This window comes from Paenibacillus sp. PsM32 (genome assembly GCF_030433815.1).
Taxonomy (GTDB): domain Bacteria; phylum Bacillota; class Bacilli; order Paenibacillales; family Paenibacillaceae; genus Saccharibacillus; species Saccharibacillus kyungheensis.
Genome location: NZ_JARUWY010000005.1, coordinates 1 through 21,938, shown reverse-complemented (window position 1 = coordinate 21,938; position 21,938 = coordinate 1). Strand labels below are relative to the sequence as shown.

Annotated in this window: 18 protein-coding genes; 1 reads left to right on the top strand and 17 read right to left on the bottom strand. The window is 39.9% G+C overall.

The window, feature by feature from the left end; translation table 11 throughout:
* Positions 1-487: 487 nt before the first annotated feature.
* From QCD85_RS11700 to QCD85_RS11685, 4 genes are all read right to left on the bottom strand, one after another.
* On the bottom strand, positions 488-934 hold the full coding sequence (locus tag QCD85_RS11700; protein ID WP_273613350.1) for a hypothetical protein: 447 nt from the start codon (positions 932-934) through the stop codon (positions 488-490).
* An 84-nt stretch (positions 935-1,018) separates the two neighbouring features.
* Entirely contained in the window at positions 1,019-1,525 is a 507-nt protein-coding gene (locus QCD85_RS11695) for a type 1 glutamine amidotransferase domain-containing protein (protein WP_273613351.1), read from the bottom strand.
* Between the two features lie 220 nt (positions 1,526-1,745).
* Positions 1,746-2,198: a D-aminoacyl-tRNA deacylase gene (gene dtd / locus QCD85_RS11690; RefSeq protein ID WP_301262715.1), complete on the bottom strand. Its 453-nt coding sequence runs from the start codon at positions 2,196-2,198 to the stop codon at positions 1,746-1,748.
* A gap of 94 nt (positions 2,199-2,292) precedes the next feature.
* Positions 2,293-4,467, bottom strand: a complete 2,175-nt coding sequence (locus tag QCD85_RS11685) for a RelA/SpoT family protein (protein WP_273613353.1) — start codon at positions 4,465-4,467, stop codon at positions 2,293-2,295.
* A gap of 375 nt (positions 4,468-4,842) precedes the next feature.
* On the opposite strand from QCD85_RS11685, the gene uraA reads away from it, so the two are divergent.
* Positions 4,843-6,162: a uracil permease gene (gene uraA / locus QCD85_RS11680; RefSeq protein WP_301262714.1), complete on the top strand. Its 1,320-nt coding sequence runs from the start codon at positions 4,843-4,845 to the stop codon at positions 6,160-6,162.
* Between the two features lie 271 nt (positions 6,163-6,433).
* Here uraA and QCD85_RS11675 read toward each other — a convergent pair whose 3' ends face one another.
* From QCD85_RS11675 to QCD85_RS11615, 13 genes are all read right to left on the bottom strand, one after another.
* Positions 6,434-7,627 carry a cation:proton antiporter gene (locus QCD85_RS11675; RefSeq protein ID WP_301262713.1) on the bottom strand — a complete coding sequence of 398 codons (1,194 nt, stop codon included), beginning with the start codon at positions 7,625-7,627 and terminating at the stop codon, positions 6,434-6,436.
* Between the two features lies 1 nt (position 7,628).
* On the bottom strand, positions 7,629-8,126 hold the full coding sequence (locus QCD85_RS11670; RefSeq protein WP_273613356.1) for a cation:proton antiporter regulatory subunit: 498 nt from the start codon (positions 8,124-8,126) through the stop codon (positions 7,629-7,631).
* A gap of 246 nt (positions 8,127-8,372) precedes the next feature.
* A complete protein-coding gene (locus QCD85_RS11665; RefSeq protein ID WP_204822972.1) occupies positions 8,373-8,891 on the bottom strand; it encodes an adenine phosphoribosyltransferase in 519 nt (172 codons plus the stop codon).
* A gap of 50 nt (positions 8,892-8,941) precedes the next feature.
* Positions 8,942-11,347 (bottom strand): single-stranded-DNA-specific exonuclease RecJ, encoded by a 2,406-nt coding sequence (gene recJ, locus QCD85_RS11660; RefSeq protein ID WP_301262712.1) that lies wholly within the window; start codon positions 11,345-11,347, stop codon positions 8,942-8,944.
* 11 nt (positions 11,348-11,358) lie between these two features.
* Positions 11,359-12,342, bottom strand: coding sequence for a cation diffusion facilitator family transporter (locus QCD85_RS11655; RefSeq protein WP_301262711.1), 984 nt, complete (start codon positions 12,340-12,342; stop codon positions 11,359-11,361).
* Between the two features lie 73 nt (positions 12,343-12,415).
* The gene (gene secF / locus QCD85_RS11650) at positions 12,416-13,324 is read right to left on the bottom strand and encodes a protein translocase subunit SecF (protein WP_273613359.1); all 909 of its coding nucleotides are present in this window, start codon (positions 13,322-13,324) and stop codon (positions 12,416-12,418) included.
* Positions 13,314-14,786, bottom strand: coding sequence for a protein translocase subunit SecD (gene secD / locus QCD85_RS11645; protein WP_273613360.1), 1,473 nt, complete (start codon positions 14,784-14,786; stop codon positions 13,314-13,316). Before secD ends, secF begins: the two co-directional genes overlap by 11 nt.
* A gap of 152 nt (positions 14,787-14,938) precedes the next feature.
* The gene (locus QCD85_RS11640) at positions 14,939-15,223 is read right to left on the bottom strand and encodes a post-transcriptional regulator (RefSeq protein ID WP_204822967.1); all 285 of its coding nucleotides are present in this window, start codon (positions 15,221-15,223) and stop codon (positions 14,939-14,941) included.
* Positions 15,224-15,326: 103 nt separating this feature from the next.
* Positions 15,327-16,649 (bottom strand): ArsB/NhaD family transporter, encoded by a 1,323-nt coding sequence (locus QCD85_RS11635; protein ID WP_301262710.1) that lies wholly within the window; start codon positions 16,647-16,649, stop codon positions 15,327-15,329.
* Positions 16,650-16,778: 129 nt separating this feature from the next.
* Positions 16,779-17,093, bottom strand: coding sequence for a preprotein translocase subunit YajC (gene yajC / locus QCD85_RS11630; RefSeq protein WP_204822965.1), 315 nt, complete (start codon positions 17,091-17,093; stop codon positions 16,779-16,781).
* Between the two features lie 85 nt (positions 17,094-17,178).
* On the bottom strand, positions 17,179-18,318 hold the full coding sequence (gene tgt, locus QCD85_RS11625) for a tRNA guanosine(34) transglycosylase Tgt (RefSeq protein WP_204822964.1): 1,140 nt from the start codon (positions 18,316-18,318) through the stop codon (positions 17,179-17,181).
* Between the two features lie 153 nt (positions 18,319-18,471).
* The gene (queA, locus tag QCD85_RS11620) at positions 18,472-19,500 is read right to left on the bottom strand and encodes a tRNA preQ1(34) S-adenosylmethionine ribosyltransferase-isomerase QueA (protein WP_301262709.1); all 1,029 of its coding nucleotides are present in this window, start codon (positions 19,498-19,500) and stop codon (positions 18,472-18,474) included.
* An 8-nt stretch (positions 19,501-19,508) separates the two neighbouring features.
* Entirely contained in the window at positions 19,509-21,620 is a 2,112-nt protein-coding gene (locus QCD85_RS11615) for a SpoIID/LytB domain-containing protein (RefSeq protein WP_301262708.1), read from the bottom strand.
* Positions 21,621-21,938 lie beyond the last annotated feature (318 nt).

Sequence of the window (21,938 nt, the reverse complement as noted above, 5' to 3'; positions counted from 1 at the left end):
AGCCACGGAATTCCTCTCTTTATCGATCATCGATACTGTATCGGTCTAAGCTACTTTTCCCGTCTACAAATTCGTATATTTAAAGATTACTTTAATCAACATAATCTTATATTCAATCGTTCCAACTTTCATCTACTATGACATTTGCAAAGCTCATAGTCAGAATCATGTTATATTTAACGATTGTAATGAACCACTGCACTAAAGTCAACACTTTCACTTAATAAAAATATACTGTGCAAGTACAGTATATCGCTATAGACAAAAAAATAACCTACAGCAACGGGCTGTAGGCCAACATAGTATGTTAAAAAGGGGGTCATAGGTACATTATAGATGGTGATTGTTAAGAGAAGATGTTTCCTATATTACAGTTTCATTACAATAGGTAAACTTTTATCATAAAAATCAATAAAAAAGGTGTTACAAATGGAGAAACTCCACCTGTAACACCGATTATTTCATCTATTTGTTACTAAAATAACAATTAATCTAACACTTCTACAAATGCATTATTTGTACGTAATGCTTGTACCACGTGCTCTACATCGGCTTCCATCACAGAAGCAGATAATACATATTTAAGATCATCATAGTCTTTTTCTGTCGCATTGCTTGCACTGTATGCTGCATCATTGTCACTGTCGCTACGAGGAGAATCTTCACCCTCAAGACGATCTTCACGATTTTCAATGATAGCCGTTGGAGCAACAATACCGCCTGGACCTGCTCCAGATGGAGCTCCTGCTGTACCTACAGCACCGCCTGTATTTGTAGCAATCGGAACGAGTGGTACTAATACTTTACCACTTTGACTAATTTGGTGTGGCAATCGTCCCACCTCAAGTTGTTTTACATTGAACGTTTGCAGAGCTGTTCTAGCACCCTCTGCTTGATCTTCTGTTTGAAAATAAGCTTGAATATGTTTAGTCATTGTCATTACCTCCTTGCTGTATTTTAAATACGTATTACAGACATACTATTTAAGAAAAAGAAATCTTTTCGTGGTGCGTTACACTTACAATGCTTTTAATATTTCACGTACAAACGCAGGCTCGTCTTTTGGCGTACGAGAAGTGATAAAATTACCATCTACAATCGCTTCACCATCTTCAAACGTTGCTCCTGCATTGACCATATCGTCTTTTAACGGAGGGAATGAAGTGATCGTACGTCCTTTAAGCAAATTAGCACTTGCCAGAATTTGTGGACCGTGGCAAATCGCTGCGATTGGTTTTTTCGCTGTATTTACTTCAGTAACAAATTTCAAAATGTCTTGATCCAAACGCAAGCCTTCCGGTGAAGAACCACCAGGGATTACAACTGCATCATAATCCGCAGCATTAACTTCACTGATTGCTTTTTCGATCGTGTATTCCTCTTTACCGTTTTTACCTTTCACCGTTTCTCCTTTTTGGAGACCGATGATATCTGCATCATGACCTGCTTTTTTTAGCTCGTCATAAGGTACCTGCATTTCGGAATCTTCAAATTGGTCTGCTAATAAGAACGCTACTTTACTCATGGGAATTGTTCTCCTTTCGTGTTGCTATCTAGTTAATCAATACAGTATAGTACTGTAATTGTTCTCGCTTTCTTATTACCCTGTTCTCCTGTTCTTCTACCACAATCAGCTCTTGAATTGATAAATAAATAACAAAAAGGACAATCTTTTGTCTCAAAGATTGCCCTTTTGATCTTGTTAATATTATATTTTTGATCACGATCATCTACATGTCAACGTATTAATTTTTAGCACCAGGGCTATCAATAATCAATGTTACCGGTCCCCAATTGGTCAGAGATACATCCATATCTGCGCCAAATATTCCTGTTTCTACACCTACGCCTAGACTGCGTAAAGCCTCGTTAAACGCTTCATAGATAGGCGTAGCGACTTCAGGACGTGCAGCATCACTGAACCCCGGGCGCTTTCCTTTGCGGCAATCTCCATATAACGTAAACTGGGATACCGATAATACTTCACCACCGATATCCTGTAGACCTAGATTCATTTTACCTTGCTCATCTTCAAAAATACGAATGCCTGCTACTTTGCCTGCAAGATACTTCGCATCTTCGATCGTATCCGTATGAGTAACACCGACCAATACCATTAATCCTTTACCAATCTGCCCAACAATTTCTTCATTTACAGTGACAGAAGCATGTTTGCAACGTTGAACCACTACTCTCATAAATTCAAATCCTGCCTTTCTATGTAGAAAAGAAGCTAAACATTCCAGTAAAGGAGATTAGCTTCTTTTCAATTTGTATCATCATGTGTTGGTTTTACTGCATAATCCGATGAACGGTATATACATCTTGGATTCGTTTGATTTTATCAACAACCGATTGCAAATGATCGGTATTGCGAATCAGAATCGTCATATGAATCATTGCCATTTTATTTTTGTCTGAACGTCCAGACACAGCTGAAATATTGGTTTTATTTTCAGCTACTGTCTGCAACACTTCATTTAGCAATCCACGGCGATCATGACCGGTAATTTCAATATCAACACTGTAGTTCGATTCGACTGCATTTTCCCAGCCGACTTCGATAATACGTGCTGCTTCACTGTTATCACTGACATCAGGCACATTCGTACAATCGCTACGGTGAATCGAGACACCCCGTCCGCGTGTAACATAACCGACAATATCATCACCTGGAACTGGATTACAACATCGAGCAAAACGAACTAATAGATTATCAATACCTTTAACGCTCACGCCATTGGTTGGACGTGGACGTTTTTCTTCCGGTGCTGTTTTGACTTCTTTAACCTGTTCACTCAATTCAATAATTGCAGATTCTTCTTGTTCTTTACGCAATTTTTCAGTTAAACGTGTACAGACTTGAGCTGCTGTAATGCCGCCAAATCCTATAGCAGATAACATATCTTCGCTATCATGAAAAGCAAACTTTTTACCGACTTCGACTAATTTATCATCGGTTAACCAGACAGAAGGCTCCAGATTCAGGCGTTTGATTTCACGTTCTAATGCATCGCGACCTTTTTCTACATTCTCTTCACGTTTTTCTTTTTTGAACCATTGCTTAATTTTGCTACGTGCATGAGAAGACTGTGCAATTTTGAGCCAATCCTGACTTGGACCATATGAATGTTTAGAAGTCAAAATTTCAATAATATCGCCTGTTTTCAAACGGTGATCGAGCGGTACAATACGACCGTTGACTTTAGCACCAATCGTTCGATTCCCCACTTCGGTATGAATACGGTAAGCAAAATCTAGCGGTACTGAACCGATTGGTAATTCAATGACCTCGCCTTTTGGTGTAAATACAAACACTAGATCAGAGAAAAAGTCCATTTTAAGGGATTCTACAAATTCAGAAGCATCTTTCGCTTCATGCTGTAATTCGAGAATTTCTTTGAAAAAAGGAACTTTATTTTCGATCGTACCTGTTGTGCCTTCTTTGTATGCCCAGTGAGCCGCAATACCAAATTCAGCGGTGCGGTGCATATCCCATGTACGAATCTGTACTTCTGTAGGTTCACCATTTGGCCCTACAACCGTAGTATGCAAAGACTGATACATATTTGTTTTAGGCATCGCGATATAGTCTTTAAATCGACCTGGCATCGGCTTCCATAAGGTATGAATAATACCAAGTGTTGCATAACAATCTTTAATATTATCTACGATAATACGGATCGCCAGCAGATCATAGATTTCATTAAACTGTTTATTTTTGATCGTCATTTTTTGATACACACTATAGATATGTTTCGGTCTACCGGAAAGGTCAGCTTCTACACCCATCTCTGATAGCTTTTCATTAATACGACCGATAACATTATCGATATATTGTTCACGTTCAGCACGTTTTTTGTGCATCAAATTAGCAATACGATAGTATTGTTGTGGATTCAAGTAACGAAGTGCAATATCTTCCATTTCCCATTTAATCGCCGAAATACCCAGACGATGAGCAACAGGACAGAAAATTTCAAGCGTTTCGTACGCAATCCGGCGTTGGCTTTCTTCGGATTGGTATTTGAGCGTACGCATATTATGCAGACGGTCAGCTAGCTTGATTACAATTACGCGGATATCTTGCGCCATTGCGATAAACATTTTACGGTAATTCTCATTTTGCTGTTCTTCTTTGGAGCGGAATTTAATTCGTTCTAGCTTGGTTAGACCATCAACCAGCATGGCACAATTATCGCCAAACCGGGTACGAATTTCATCAAGGGATACGGTGGTATCTTCAACAACATCATGCAGAAGTGCGGCGATAATGGAGATCGTATCCATTTCCATGCCAACAACAATATCTGCAACCGCCAAAGGATGCAAAATATAAGGTTCTCCTGACTTCCGCACCTGGCCGTGATGGGCTTGATCAGCAAACTCATAGGCTTCCCGTATGCGGTGAAGATCCTTTTCTTTAATGTAGGCGGACGCCTTTTCAAGTAATCGCTCTATGCCCATAGAATCGTTGTCGTATCCTTTCTATTTATAAATAAACATTGTGAGTTCCTTTAAAAAAACAAAGAATGTCACCTGTTTTCACATCTTTTTTAAAATTTTCAGTAGTTGTCAAAAATACATATCAAAATGGAACCTGCCCATATCTGTGTGGCATCAGGTTCCGAAAAGGGGATTTCCTATAATTATGCCTCTTGCACGTATCCGCGTCAACCATTCTGGATGAATGGTTTATGAAGATTATCAAGCTTTTCTGAAAAACGTTATTGAAAAAAACATCCAAACTCATTAAGCTATTAAAGATATGCGTTCTGGTTGTGAGTCAGACAGTTGTTTCATGATTGAAGTAGTGCCATTTGATACAGAGGAGTGAATAGCGTGCAGCGTGAAATTCAAGTGAATGAGAAACTGCCTTTATTTCAGGGATTGCTGTTAAGCTTACAGCATCTTTTTGCTATGTTCGGAAGTACTGTTCTTGTTCCTAATCTATTCCATGTTGATCCAGGTATGATTTTATTGATGAATGGTATAGGAACCCTGCTTTACATTTGGATCTGTCGGGGCAAAATTCCGGCTTATCTCGGTTCTAGTTTTGCTTTTATCGCTCCAGTTACCCTTGTTTTGACCAAATACGGATTTGATGAGAATGGATATTCTCTAGCTTTAGGTGCTTTTATTATAACAGGAGTTATCTTTGCACTGGTCGCTCTTATTGTAAAATATGCAGGTACACGCTGGTTAGATATTGTATTCCCACCAGCAGCGATGGGCGCTATTGTGGCTCTAATCGGACTTGAACTGATTCCAGTTGCTGCACAAATGGCTGGATTTATAGCTCCTTCAGGTACAGATGCTAGTACATGGGCTCCTGATATGAAAGTCATTACGTTATCGCTGATTACACTGGGAGTTACCCTTCTAGGTGCAGTAACGTTTCGTGGATTTCCCAAAATCATACATATTCTAATTGGTATTTCTGTTGGTTATGGACTCGCTTTTCCGATGGGATTAGTCGATACCACCAAAATTCATGAAGCAAGCTTTATCCAATTACCACAGGTTGTGACACCTTCATTTAACTGGTCTGTTATTTTGACTATTATTCCAGTGGCATTAGTTGTTATTGTAGAACATGTAGGTCACTTGCTAGTCACCAGTAATATCGTTGGCAAAAATTTATCCAAAGATCCAGGGCTACATCGTTCCTTATTAGGTAATGGTATTTCTACGATCTTATCCGGGTTTGTCGGTTCTACACCGAATACTACTTATGGTGAAAATATCGGTGTTATGGCGTTGACGAAAGTGTACTCTATTTATGTGATTGCAGGTGCAGCGTTATTTGCTATCGTATTATCATTCTCAGGCACATTTACAGGAGCAATCTCTGCTATTCCTCAACCGGTTATGGGCGGTGTTTCTCTACTGCTATTTGGAGTTATTGCTGCGTCTGGTCTACGTATTCTAGTCGAGCAAAAAGTCGATTATTCCAAAGCGCAAAACATGCTACTTACTACTATGGTACTGATCACAGGTCTAAGTGGGGCGACTTTAAAATTTGGCTCTGTAGAGTTAAAAGGTATGGCACTTGCTACGATTGTAGGTATTGTACTGAGTTTGTTTTTCCGTTTGTTACATGTAACCGGATTATCGAATGATAAAGACGATCCATCTTTGCCAGCCAAAAATCCAGATTGATAGATTAATATATTCATCTTCACTACTTTAAAATAAAAAGACTACCTTTAGCGTACAAAGTAATTGTACAAAGGTAGTCTTTTTTATTGAATGTTATGCCTTGTTTCTTTTTAGAAATAGCGTTGTATTTTCTGTTCGAGATATCAAGGTCATGATGACCATCCCAAGCAAGTCATTTTCTTATAATACGAGTCATATACCATACTCAATATATGGTTGCTGAATAACGCTCACATCTGTTCGCTCGACGTGTTATAGGAAAATAATTTGCTTATTTTTTGAGTCTGAAAATACGAGCTATTCCATTGTGAATCCATTTCGATTCTTTAGTCATCAAAGGACCCAAAATTGCTAAAATTAATACATAGATTGCAGCAAACGGTTGTAAAATCGCAGCCAGTCCACCAGCAGCACCCAGATTCGCTACAATAATCGAAAATTCACCACGTGACATAATCGTTAGCCCTACATTGGATGAAGATTTAGGTGACAAGTTAGCTGTTTTGCCTGCTAACATTCCTGCCGAGTAGTTACCAATCATCGTCAAAATCACAGCGCCGATCGCTAACCAGACAGCATTTCCACCTAATGACAATGGATCAATTGTTAATCCAAAGCTAAAGAAGAACAATGCGCCAAAGAAATCACGGAAAGGTAAAATAATTTTTTCGATCCGATGCATATGCGAAGTTTCGGCAAGAACAAGCCCTACTAACAAAGCACCGATTGCTTCTGCGACATGAATCGTCTCGGAAAATCCAGCAATTAAAAATAATGCAGCAAATACAGTACACATAAAAATTTCATTCGACGGGATATTGAGTAGCTTATTCAATAACGGTACAGCTTTGCGTCCGACGACTAGAATAAGTAACATATATCCAAGTGCTAGAGCAGCAGATAGAAGAATACCACCAATAGAAGTTGCTCCACTTAACAATAGACCGGAGAGTACAGACAGATACACTGCTAAAAATACATCTTCAAACATAATAATGCCGAGTATCATTTCTGTTTCTGGATTAGCAGTCCGTTTGAGATCAACTAACACTTTCGCTACAATCGCGCTAGAAGAGATTGTTGTAATCCCTGCAATCACCAATGTTTCTTTGATGCCGAATCCAGTAGCAAAACCGAACAGCAATCCAAGTGTAAAGTTAATTCCAATATAAATCGTTCCGCCAATCGCTATTGATTTACCAGCTTTGACCAACCGACCTACCGAGAATTCGAGTCCCAGATAGAACAGCAGGAAAATAACGCCGATCTTTCCCATAAATTCAATCAATTCCGAACTTTGAATAAATCGAAAATCCAAAATGCCGAATACCGGTGCATGAGGTCCTACAGCCATTCCTGCTAAAATATAAAAAGGAACTACCGAGAACTTCAATTTGGATGCGAGTAATCCTGCTAGCGCTACTAACAGAACAGCAATCCCAATCTCAAAAACAATATAGTCCATATTATCCAGACCCCCTCTCAAGCAATTGCTTAAGAATCTGAATACCGCTACGCTCACCAGCTACTACAAGTGTATATCCTTCTTGCAGTACATATTCTGGCCCTGGACTGATCTTCTGCTTACGACTGGATTCAATACTTGCAATAACGACAGTGCCTGTATTTTCCCGAATCGCTAAGTCGCCAATCGTTTTCCCCAGACAATCCATATTTCTTTTCAATTTGTACCATTCGATACTTAATTGAGATAACGATAATTCAGCTTGTTCCAGTCCACTAGGTCGATAACTCATCCCACCAATAATACTAGCAATTTGACGAGCTTCTACATCTCCAAGTGTAACGACCAACTCATACTCTTCCGGGCTGTCCGGTGGATTGTGAAAAATCTCTCGCTTCCCATCTTCATGGACAATAATCGAAATTTTCTCACTTTCTTCTGTTTCTACTGAAAATTTCCTGCCAATACCGGGTAAGTCCGTCTCACGAATGTTAGCCATACTTCCCCCTCCTTTATCTTTAAAATAGCATGACTATTTGATACAGAAATAACTGTACATACAGTATGCTTCTACAATGTTATACGGGCTTCTATTCAATAGGTTTCATAAAAAAACTCATTTTTGACCAATTTAGCTCAAAAAACGCCAAAAAACCCGATTTACCAATAATAGTTATTGGCAATCGGGCGATATTACAACACTTTTTATATATGATTCTTTTTATTTCCCGGGAAATGCTCTGTTTTAGAATGGATATTGTGTCAATGTGAACACATCAACGTCTGGCAATTTTTCACGACCATTTAAATCTTGCAACTCGATCATAAATGCTGTACCAACTACATTACCACCCAATTGACGAATCAAATTGATGGATGTAGCAATAGTTCCACCTGTAGCAAGTAGATCATCAGCAATCAGAACGTTTTGTCCTTCTGTGATCGCATCAGCATGCATTGCCAGGCTATCTTGACCATATTCAAGTGCATAATCAGCTTGAATCGTTTTGTAAGGAAGTTTGCCAGCTTTACGAATAGGTACAAAAGCTACACCTAATGCATAAGCAAGTGGCGCACCTACTACAAAACCGCGTGCTTCTGGACCAGCAATCACATCAATTTGTAAATGCTCAACCATTTTTTTCAATTCATTGATAGACTGTTGGTAGACAGGTCCATTTTGCATCAAAGTGGTGATATCTTTAAAACTGATTCCTTCTTGCGGGAAATCAGGAATCACGCGAATATACTCTTTAAAATCCAAAAAAATCTCCTCCTCAAAATAAAAACCTGTATAACCCTATACTTTTTTTGTTATGACGCGCCTTGCATGCGGGAAATCATCCATGATGTTAACTGCGGCAGATCACTTTCACATAACATATATTCCATTTCAGCCAGCTCGCTAAGTTCCTGATACCGCTTCGAACTATCCAGAGGACGTTTGGAAGGAGAAGTATTAACCGTAACCTTTCCTTGCTCTCGGATAATAAATTCCAGTTCCTCGAATACTTCCAGCATAAGCTGTACCATTCTTATTGAACTGGATGTTTTTTGACTCAGGTAAGGAATAAGCTCATCTTCATGAACAAATTGCTGATTGCTTTTGACAAGCCATCCATAGATCAATTTAAATTGATCTCGATCAGGTTTTTGCAGAAGTTCCTGCTGTTGCCGCTTATCATGGAGAAGAATGATATTTTCAAGAGAAGTGAACTGGGCAAAAATCATATCCAATTGCCCTGTATGCGCTGGTAAAGACAATACACATAACGTGCGTACAGCTTCTGCACCATATTGCATAGAAATAGTATTGCCAGCGATAATGCCAGCCTTTCTATCATAACCCCAAAGGGATACATCACACAATTGGCTTTTTAATAAATCTTCATCTTCTTCACTTAATATCGCCCATTGTCCTTGTTCCATCGCCATATAACGTCCAAATTGTTGACGAACTTTGGTCAATTCACTATCGATCGCTTTGCAATCACGACGATCCCAGATTTGTAAGCCCGGTACAGCGATATCCTGAATCATCAATTGAGGTTTGCGATTACCCCGCCATTCATTGATACTCGTTTCGGCAAGCAGATCGATATGATCTCCTTCAGCAAGTAAACCCGCAAGTTCTCCTTTACCAAAAGCGACACCTTCTATCATCGTATCCCCTTGCTCGACAACTAATCGCAGATGTGTACCTGTTTTACCAATCGTTTTGGCTTGAATCACTTTAACACCGCGCAATACAATCCGGGGTAATGGATTAGACATCCCAAATGGAGCCAATTGATCTAATTCTTCAATCGCAGATAAAGATAACTCGCTTAACTCACATTCACAATCCGCTTGTGTCTGTGGAACCAACTCTTTTTCCGTTAAGATCGTAGCTGCTCGCTCATTCAAAGCGTGACGAAAAGCATCCAATTGATCACGATGAAGTGTCATTCCTGCCGCCGCCGGATGTCCTCCAAAATGATCCATTAAATCGGCACAGTTCAGTAGCGCTTGATAAATATCGTATCCGTCAATCGAACGAGCAGAACCTTTACACAGACCTGTTACGGGATCAATTCCCAATACAATCGTAGGACGATAATAACGGTCTAACAATTTAGAAGCCACAATCCCAACTACACCTGGATTCCAACCTTCTCCTGCGACTACAATCACATCTGGAATCTCTTTGGTCTGTCCCTCATACCCTTTTGCAACCATCTGATGTGCTTCTTGAGTGATCGTATTTACAAGCTCCTGACGAGATTTGTTTAATTGATCCAGCTCATGAGAAATATAATCAGCTTGCTCTGCATCTGTTGTAGTCAACAATTCTACAGCACGCATCGCATGTTCCATTCGTCCACTTGCATTGATACGTGGAGCCATTGCAAATGCAATATGTGTAGCCGATACTTGTTCATGTTCAATACCAGCTACATTCATCAAAGCGGTAATCCCTACAAATGAACTGTTTTTCATTTTTTCTACACCTGCACGTACCATCATGCGGTTCTCACCTTCAAGTGGCATCAGATCGGCTACCGTACCGATAGCGACGATTTCTAACCATTGCTCAGGCATAGAACCTAATAAAGCATGAGCAAGCTTAAAAGCAACCCCAACACCTGCTAACCCTTTAAAAGGATATGGGCAATAAGGTAGCTTCGGATTCACTAACGCATACGCTTGTGGCAACACAGCAGGTGGTTCGTGATGATCGGTAACAATAACATCTATACCATATTGCGCTGCATGAGCAATTTGTTCTACTGCACTAATACCTGTATCTACCGTAATAATTAAAGTTACGCCTTGTGCATGAGCTTGATCGATCGCATGTTGATGCAGTCCATATCCTTCTTTGGAACGATGAGGAATATACGTATCAAAGTCAGCCTGTAAATGACGCAACAAATAGATCATAAGGGTCGTACTGGATACACCATCTGCATCATAATCCCCATAGATCCATATTTTTTCCTTTTGTTCTAAAGCTTGACGTATTCGTGCGACCGCTTCTGTCATCCCTGCTAGCAAATACGGATCATGAATATCATCACGACTTCCATGAAGAAAATGCAGTGCTTGTTGTTCCTCTGTATAGCCTCTACTGGTTAAAAGAGTAGACATTAATGAAGATATGCCCAACTTGTTCGCTAGAGACTGTGAAATCGTCTGATCAGGACGACGAATATTCCAATGATATTGTGAATGAATCATATGGTTCCTCCTTATTGAAGCATACCGTTTCCAGATGTATCTCTGCTTTGTGTCAGTTCATAATTCGATTTATACGGATATCCACCGTTATAAGGCACTACCTGTACCTGTACACTACTGACATGAGCAAAACGACTTAACAATAAATTTTTGGCATACTCTGAAATTTCTGCCGCTTCTCGAACCGTAATTTGTGGATTCACACTGATTTTAAGATCGATTTTGACACTGTCTCCTACTTCTTGTGCTTTTAATTCTTCTACAGTGATAACACCCTGTACACGTTGTACGGTATCCATAAAATCTACAGCATCCTGTTGATCTAATTCTTGTACCAGTGATCCATAAATAGAATGCTTCGCAATTCGATATCCTTGACGCCATACAATACCAGCCACCAGAATAGCTGAAATCGGTTCGATATAATACAGTTGATCGATATTCAATTCCAAAGCTGCAATTGTACTTAACATCCCGGCAAGCACCAGAATAGAAGAGTACAACGAATAACGGTGATTATCTACATCATCTGCCAGACGAGCATTTTTTTGCTTTTTCGCATAACGATAACGATAACGGAATACAGCTTCATTGATAGCAATAGATAAAAATACAGGAATAATCGCATACGGCTTAGGATCAGGAGTCTCTACAGACATCATATCTCGTATAGCTGAAATACCAATTTCTAATCCACCTAACAACAAAAGCACAGTTATCATCAAGTTAGCAAATGGAGCACCTGTTTTGGCATGAGGTTGATTTTGCGCTAATTTGTTATGTTGACGTGTGTGCTGTTTTGCAGTCCCATTGGGATTGGATAAACGTTCGACAAGACTACTTGCCGCTGTAGAAGCTGTATATAATGCATCTCCCATCAATGCTTTATTGTTAGCAATATAACCGGTAACTCCTTTGACAATCGCCAATCCGAGTCCCGTAACAACCGATGTCCAAAACACCTTTTCTCCTTGATGGATATCTTGGTTTTTCACGATTTCCCCTCCTAAAACAACATAAAGCCGCGTCTGTAACAGGACGCGGCTTCAACATGTTGGACTTGCAATGTTACGCCGTCGTTTTAGACGGAGTTTTCGCTTTTGGTTTTTGTCTGTTTTTAAGCAACAACCACAATGGGCTAGCAATAAAGACAGAAGAGTAAGCACCAAATACAAGACCAAGAATCATTGCTAATGAGAACATACGAATCGACTCACTGCCGAATATGAACAAACATACGCAAGCGATAAATACAGTTAATACTGTATTGAGTGAACGAGTCATGGTTTGAGAAATACTGTTGTTGACGATGGTTTTAACATCACCAGTTTTCTTCTGTTTAGAGAAGCGTAGATTTTCCCTGATACGGTCAAAGATAACGACAGTATCATTCAGCGAGTAACCGATAATAGTCAGGATCGCTGTAATAAAGGTAAGATCGACTTCCAAACGGAAAATAGAGAAAATCGCAATTACGATAAATGCATCATGAAGCATTGCGACAACCGCAGCGACAGCAAAGCGCCATTCAAAACGAATCGTAATGTAGATAATAATACCCAAACTTGCAGCTAATACTGCCCATAGAGCATTACGCTCTAATTCTTGTGCAATCGCTGGATCTACAGTGTTGACTTCAAAAGAAGCTCCACTATCCAATTGTTTGGTAAATGCTTGTTTGAACTGATTTTCTTGAGTATCACTTAATACTTTTTCGAAACGGACATTCATTCGTCCATCACCGATTGTAATACTAGGATCATCACTCAATTTTAAAGCTTCAATAACTGGTTTGGCTTGAGCTTCTGTAATGGGCTTTGTTAATGTGACATCCACATTAGAACCTGAACGGAAATCAACGCCATAATTTAATTTGAAGATCGCTAGACTCAAAATACCAAGTACGATCAAAATGATCGAGAACGTATAGAAATACTTACTGATTTTGACAAAATCATAATTCCACTTAAAGCGCACTGCGTTCACTCTCCTTTACACCGAACGACTTCGCTTTGGTAATAATCTTTCCTTTGAGAAGCAAAGATAGCAAGAAGCGAGAGAAGAACACATTCGTCAAGATACTTACTATGATATTAAGAATCAATACTAATGCAAAACCTTTTACTGCCCCTGTACCTAATGCGAACATTACAGCACCAGCAATAATCGTTGTGATATTAGCATCCATAATTGTTCCGAATGAATTACGTCCACCTGCTTTGAATGCAGACAATAAGCTCTTACCACTACGAAGTTCATCTTTGATCCGTTCGTAGGTAATAATATTCGCATCTACACCCATACCAACCCCGAGAATAAATGCTGCAATACCTGGCAAGGTTAATGTAAAGTCGCCTGCAATAAATATCATAACCAACAGCCATGTATGAACAATAATACAGAAACCTGCGATTAGACCAGGCACACGATAGACAAGAGCCATAAATAACAGGATCAAGATCGAACCAATAACACCTGCAAGCAATGTATCTTTCAATGATTGTTGACCCAATGTTGCGCCAACACTTTGTGAATACACTTCTGTCAATTTAAGTGGCAAAGCACCCAAGTTGATCTGGTCTTTCAATTGTTGTGCTTCTTCTTGTGTATACGTACCTGTAATAACAGCTGTTCCGTCTGAAAGTTCACCTTGTACTCTAGGAGCAGAAAGCAATTGATCATTTAGGAAAATAGCTAAATTTTGACCTGTCAAACGTTTAGTGATCTCAGCAAATTTGCTTGCATCTTTCAACTTAATCGCAATTTGTGGCTCATTCAGTTGAGTGTACGAAATAGATGCTCCATTTTCTGTGAAATCATTACCTGTCAATTCTACTTTACAATATACTTTAAGCGGATCTTGTGCTGCTGGATCCTGCTCTGCTGCGCCATTGTATGTATCTCCAGGGGCAGTTGTAGCTTCTCCAGTCGTTGGATCAACATTAATTTCTTGTGTTGCTCCTGCCGATTGAGTCGATACTTCATTGCTGTCTTTGGAAGTCGATTTACTCGTAGCATCAGATTTTTTAGTGCTACTTGTAGATTTGCTTGTTGCTTCATCTTTTTTCGCAGAAGAATCTGTTGTACAGCCATCTGCGCTACGGAATGTTAATTCCGCTGGTTCTTTCATCGTTTGGCGAACGGTTGCTTCGTCCGTAACTCCAGCAATTTTCAGACGAATACGATCTGTACCCTCTGTTGTAATTTCTGGTTCACTGGTTCCCAAAGCATTTGCACGTTGTTCCAAACTTTTTGCTGTTTGCAATAATGATTCCCTGGTGACTTGTTCCCCCTGCGTGGTTGGCGTAGCCTGATACAAAATCTCGAAACCGCCTTTAAGATCCAGTCCTAAACGAACATCCTTAAATAACGGTGTCGTTGCGCCAATAACGCCAGCAACGACGAGCATAACGACTACGAAGCTGATGATTCTTTTCATCCCGTATGTGGTTCCCCTTTCATTCTCAATATTCCTATTATAGCGATGGCACAAATTACAGTCAATTTACCACTGGTCTGCAAAATAAACAAGCTGATGTCGATAAAGTACCGACTCCAGCTTATCATTGGTTCATGCTGTTATTCAACAGTTTATGATTGATCCAACGGTGCCTGGTTCCAAGTATCTGGTGCGCTTTTATAAGATGACATTGTTACATAATTCATAAACTGATTTACCCTCATCGACAAAATGTCACTAACCAACTCATGAAGTTTGGGCATCCCCTGCTTATCATATTTGTGGCCGAGGCAATCCCATATCTCATCTGAAGTCACATTTTCGTAGCCAAGCAGACGAAATTCTTCTGCTTTACTTTCGCATAATGTCTCAATTACTTCAGTAAGCTCGGCATTGGTCAATTCTTCCATCGCCATTGGAGCACCTTTCCTTCCCACACTTGATTACCCTGTCTATTTTTTTATTTGTCCATGCTCAACATTAAGTAATTCTGCATTGAATTGGAATCTCCTGCTACATTCACAAGATAATAAAATAAAGATAAGCAGAAGCTATTGCCAAAGAAATAAGTGTTAATGGTAATCCTACTTTCAAAAATTCCATATAACTAAAATGATGTTTTTCACGATGAGCTATAGCAGCGACCAATAGATTGGAAGAAGCACCGATTAATGTCCCATTTCCACCAATACAAGCACCTAGGGATAAAGCCCACCAGAGAGGGTTAAGCACAGCAGGCGCATCTGCATTCATTTGCACTCCTGCTTCTTGAATTAAAGGAATCATCGTCGCAACCCATGGAATATTATCAATCGCCGCAGATACCAGACCTGTTATCCACAATATAATAATCGCTGCAAATCCCAGATTGCCATTCGTTAATTCTAATAATTGTGTAGCTCCCAGACTAATCCATCCTGTATCGACTAGACCGCCTACCAATATAAATAGCCCGATAAAAAACAAAATGGTTTCCCATTCGATCTCACGCCAGATTTCGCCAGTACGCCACTGGGATCGAGTACTGACTAACAGCATCAATACAGCGCCGCTTAAAGCAATCACAGGAGTCTCAATGCCTATCCAGTTCTGACTTACAAACGCAAGCAACGTCACTATAAATATAATCAATATCGCTATCGCACGACGAGGGTTCTGAATATAAGAACGCGCTTCTTCCTCCAAATGTTGCAGTGGAGCCTTGAGTGAGTGTTGCCGGAATGATTTGCGATAAAACAGCAATAACAGACCTACATTCACAACTAATAATATAAGTACAATAGGTCCAAGTACTTTCAGAAATAAATTAAAAGTCAACTGAGGATTAGCCGATCCGATCCAAATATTCACCGGATGCCCAATCAATGTCGCAGCACCACCCAGATTACTCACCAAAATCTCAGCAATCAAAAAAGGAACAGGATTCAGCTCTAATTTACGAGTGATCACAAATGTGACCGGTACGATCAATAATACCATCGTGACACTATCTAACAGTGCTGAACCAATAGCAGTCAAACAGGTCAGCAAAAGCATAACCCGTACAGGCCCGCCTTTCGTCCATTTCAGACTATAGATCGCTGCATACGGTATCAAGCCACTTCGATTCATCACAGCCGCAATGAGCATCATACCGATCCAGAGAAAGATCGTATTCCACTGGATATGCATCATATAAGCATCTTGCCAATGCACAATACCAATCACAAGAAAAATCAGAGCTCCTGCTAACGCAACTAACGCTCTACTGATTCGATCGGTCATCCACACTGCATATATGATCAAAAAGATCACAATCGCTGCCACAGGCTGCCATGAACTCATCAACGCTGTCGGTTGCATATTGCACCTCCTTATTCATACTTTATGTTTATCCTATCTACTTCAATATATCATCTTCAAGCAAAAAACGGACCTGTTAATCAGGCCCGCTTCGATGTAAACATTATTATTAAGGATCAATACACGTAATTATTTAGTCAAAACAGGTGCTTTTTCGCCTGTTGCATGACTGATTGAAGCACGATCAAATGTTAATTTAGTAACATCGTTTACGCGCAAAACAACGATATCGTCTGTGATTTCAGCAATCGTACCGTGCAATCCACCGATCGTTACCACTTTATCACCTTTAGACAATGTATTTAACATCATTTTACGTTGCTTTTGTTTCTTTTGTTGCGGACGAATCAGTAAGAAGTAAAAAATAACGAACATAAATACAAATGGAAGGATTGCTCCCCAGATACCGCCTGTTCCACCTGCAGCTGCTGCTGTTTCAAACATGTTATTTCCCCCTTTTTCTTATCAACCATTAATCGAAAAACAATATCATATCGTTTTCGATGGATGTCATGTACATACCGTTTTTTTAGAACCCTTTATCATTATCATGTAGTCCATATTGCGTGAAGAACTCTTCTTTAAAGTCCAGAAGACGATCATCCATAATCGCTTGACGTACATTTTTCATCAGATTCAATAAGAAATGCAGATTATGATAAGTGGTCAATCGTAGACCAAATGTCTCGTCTGCTTTGATGAGGTGACGCAGATAGGCACGGGAATAATTCCGACACGTATAACAATCACAGTTCGGATCAAGTGGTCCAAAATCACGTGCATATTTTGCATTACGTACCACTACGCGTCCTTCACTAGTCATGGTTGTACCATTGCGTGCAATCCTTGTAGGCAACACACAATCGAACATATCTACTCCACGAATCGATCCTTCGATCAAAGCATCAGGCGAACCGACACCCATAAGATAACGTGGCTTATTGTGCGGAAGAAACGGTATAGTGAAATCCAAAGCTTGATACATCAAGTCTTTAGGCTCACCTACACTCAGTCCACCAATAGCATACCCCGGGAAATCCATCGAAGTCAAATCAAGTGCACTTTGTTTACGTAGATCTTCATGCATCCCACCTTGAACGATTGCAAACAGCCCTTGATCATGTGGACGACCATGACTTTCAAGGCAACGTTCTGCCCAGCGAGTCGTACGTTCAAGTGACTTTTTCACATATTCATATTCAGCAGGATATGGAGGACATTCATCAAATGCCATCATAATATCCGAACCTAATGAATTTTGAATATCCATTGCAATTTCAGGGGATAAGAACAACTTATCTCCATTCAAATGCGATTTAAAATGAACACCTTCTTCACTAATTTTACGCATATCGCTCAGACTAAATACTTGGAATCCACCGCTGTCTGTCAAAATTGGGCGATCCCAGTTCATAAATTTGTGTAACCCACCAGCATCACGAATCAAATCATGCCCTGGACGAAGAAACAAATGATACGTATTACTCAAAATAATATGCGCATCCATCTGTTTTAATTCTTCTGGACTCATCGTTTTGACTGTTGCTTGTGTACCTACAGGCATAAAAGCAGGTGTTTCAATAACTCCATGCGGAGTATGAACACGTCCAAGACGTGCTCCTGATTGCTTACAAGTTTTGATATGTTCGTACGTAATAGGTCCAGCCATAGTATTGGTTCTCATCCTTCTGCTTATAAAATAGGATAGTCAGTCTTATCACTAAGTTAGCTTATCCTGTTAACGTCACTATAGATATAGCTTACAACAACGTTCATCAACAGTTAATTATACGGGAGCATCCCTATGAAATACAATCATTTTCTAATAAATAAACATCGCATCGCCGAAGCTGAAAAAGCGATACTCCTCAGCTACTGCCTGCTGATAAGCATCCATAATATGCTCTCGTCCAGCTAATGCACTGACCAACATGACCAGGGTAGATTTAGGCAAATGGAAATTCGTAACCATTGCATCAACCAGACCAAATTCATGCCCTGGATAAATAAAAATCTGCGTCCAACCACTAGAAGCTTCGATCAATTGCCCTTTTGCTTCACGAGCTACGGTTTCCAATGTACGTGCAGAAGTTGTCCCTACAGCAATAATACGGCCACCGCGCGCTTTCGTTTCATTTAACAATTGAGCCGTCTCAGCAGACAATGAGTAAAACTCTTCATGCATCACATGTTCTTCAACCGTTTCGACAGACATAGGACGGAATGTACCTAATCCAACATGCAAAGTCACAAAGCCTACCTGTACACCTTTGGCTGCAATTTGATCTAACAATTCTTTTGTAAAATGAAGCCCGGCTGTTGGTGCAGCTGCGGAACCTTCATGTTTTGCATATACCGTCTGATAACGTTCACGATCATCCAGCTTTTCTTTAATATATGGAGGAAGCGGCATTTCTCCTAGACGATCTAGAATTTCTTGAAAAATACCTTCATATCGGAAAGACAATACACGCATCCCCATATCCGATTCTTCTTCTATTACGGCTTCCAGCTCACCGCCAAAATCAATAACAGCGCCTTTTTTCAGCTTTTTACCTGGTTTTACTAGTGCTTCCCAACGATCACCTTCCAGTTGAGTTAATAACAATACTTCTGCTTTAGCGCCTGTATCACGTTTGATCCCAAATAGACGAGCTGGAATTACACGTGTATCATTCAAAATCAATGTATCGCCTTCATGTAAATAATCTAAAATTTCACCAAAATGCTGATGTCTGACTTCACCTGTTTGTTTGTTTAAAGTAAGCAAGCGTGAAGCTGTTCGATCTTGCAATGGAACTTGAGCAATCAAATGCTCTGGTAATTCAAAATCATATACATCTACTTTCATGGTTCTACTTACCCCTTCGTAATTTGCACATTGTTATAATAATGTTGCAAGATTTGTTTATAATTTGATCCTTTGTCAGCCATACCTTTAGCGCCCCATTGGGACATACCTAATCCATGACCATTCCCGTTACCTGTAAATAAAAATCCACCTGCTTCAGTCACTCTAGCTACACCATCACCATTTAAAATCACCGTTGAGCTTGAACCTGTTCCCTGTCCTGAAGCTCCTAAAATAACAGTTCTGGCAGCTGGCATTTCATTTTGATCATTATTTGAACCTACAACTACATAATTTGCTGTATTTACCACATCAAACAATGTACTTGGTAGACTATTGAGTGCAGAACGGAACACATCTGGATACTTCACTTTCACAACAGCACCATTTACTTTGATTTCAGTAACACGTCCAGAAGGGCCACGCTGAGAAACCTGAATAGAAGTGATAGTAGATGGTAAGCTTGCGGTTGTTTTACCTTTTAACGTTGCCAGTATTTGCGCCGAAGTAAAAGGGCCACGTATCCACTGATAGCTATTGGACTCAGGTAATAATTCTAACACAACAGCTTGATCACCTGGATTCATTTGACCTACCATAGATACATTACTTTGTACCACTGGTAAAGGGCGCACATTTGTATTTTTAGCAGTAACTGTCATATAGTCTAGTCCAGCCGATGTTTTCTTGCCTGATAATTTTACATTATCTTCACGTACATAACCAGACTTTCCGTTATCTAATAATACATGATACCAATTTTTAAGCGCCGCTTGTGAAGCCGCATCTTCTTTTGATACCACACTCACAAATACATCTCCACCGCCGTTCCATACTTCAGAAGGATCAGCTGAAGCCCCGCCACTATTGGCAGAAAATATTGCCTCAATCACTTTATTATTTTTTGTAACGATTTCACCTGCTGTAGCATCAACAGCCGCAATGATTCGTTTATCTTCTGCACTCACACCGTTATACGCTTGACTCAGTGTAGTATCGACCACATCTGCTATTTTAAATTTAGAACCTTGCTCTTGAAATCTAGCATAACTACGTGCAGCTACTGCTTGAGCTTTCAAAGCTTCTGCCGGCCATGAAGCAGATACTTCGCCACCGACTACCGAATACAGATACTCTTCCATAGGCAAAACATTAATCCATGCCAGTTGACCGTTGTAATTACTTATTTCAAAATCACCACGATATGTTCGAGCAGAACGTTCAGTCACTTGAGTCCCTGAATCGTTTCCTTGTAACATCATTTTGACATCTGTTCCACTAACCATATAATGATCAATCGGTGAGGGGCTAGTAATACTTGAAGTCACATTTGTACGTTTAATAAGCGCCGCTTGTGTACTACTTACAGTAGTGAGCGTGATATCAGGTAATGCTGTTGCTGCAACTGATTTAATACTTGCCAAAGAAGCCGCATCTGCTTCTTCCCCTACCCATACATTGTAAGCGAGAGCTCCGCCACTTTTAGTGATAGCGACAAATCCATCCAATCCAGCTGCACTGACAGCAGCAAGACCAGCATTCGCTTGTGCTTCAGTTGCATAACTTCCAGCAGACAAATGGAAGCCACCTTTTACCGCAGGTGTCTGACCATTCAAAATAGACCTTACTGTAGAAGCTACACGAGAAGCACCAGTCGTAGCCGCTGCTTTAGAAGAATACATCCCTGTATACAATTGATATACGGTGCCACCATTTTTGGAAGCTGAGAATACGATAGGTTTGTCACTTGTCGATTGTAATAATTTGATCCCTGCCGCCGCTGTAGCAAAATCAGCCGTTTCCAATACTTTCACCCGATAGCCATCAATACCGAAGCTTGCTTGATTGCCAATAGATAACCAAGAATCAACTACTCCATTATTCGATTGACCTACACTAAGACTCCCTGCTGATTTCACATTAACTACAGGGACTATCGAAGAATATGTATTCCCCACATCTAAAAATAGCCCTACACGCACTTTTTCATTATCAACAGATGGTGTTGCTGCATAAGAAGATTGAGGCAATGTTCCTGCTAAAAGTATCACTACAGGCAAAAGCCATAATGTTTGCTTCCATTTTTTCAACGTTGTATTTACATTTGTAGTCACATTCATTCACTTGTTCCTTTCTTGAGTCCATACTTATACATCGACACTCTTATCCATTATACGCATAAGTAGTCCAAATGACTTGGTTTGCACCGAAATTCTCTCAAAATCCTTGCGATTAATCATACTCCAGTCTTCTTAATTCAAAATGTTTTAATATTCAATTCCTCTATTTCCTAGTCCTGTCTTTGTCCGTCTATACTTGTTGTAAATTATATCTATATTACTACACTACATATTTAAAATTGCTCTATTTAACTTACAACACTCAACACTCAACACTCAACACTCAACACTCAACACTCAACACTCAACACTCAACAC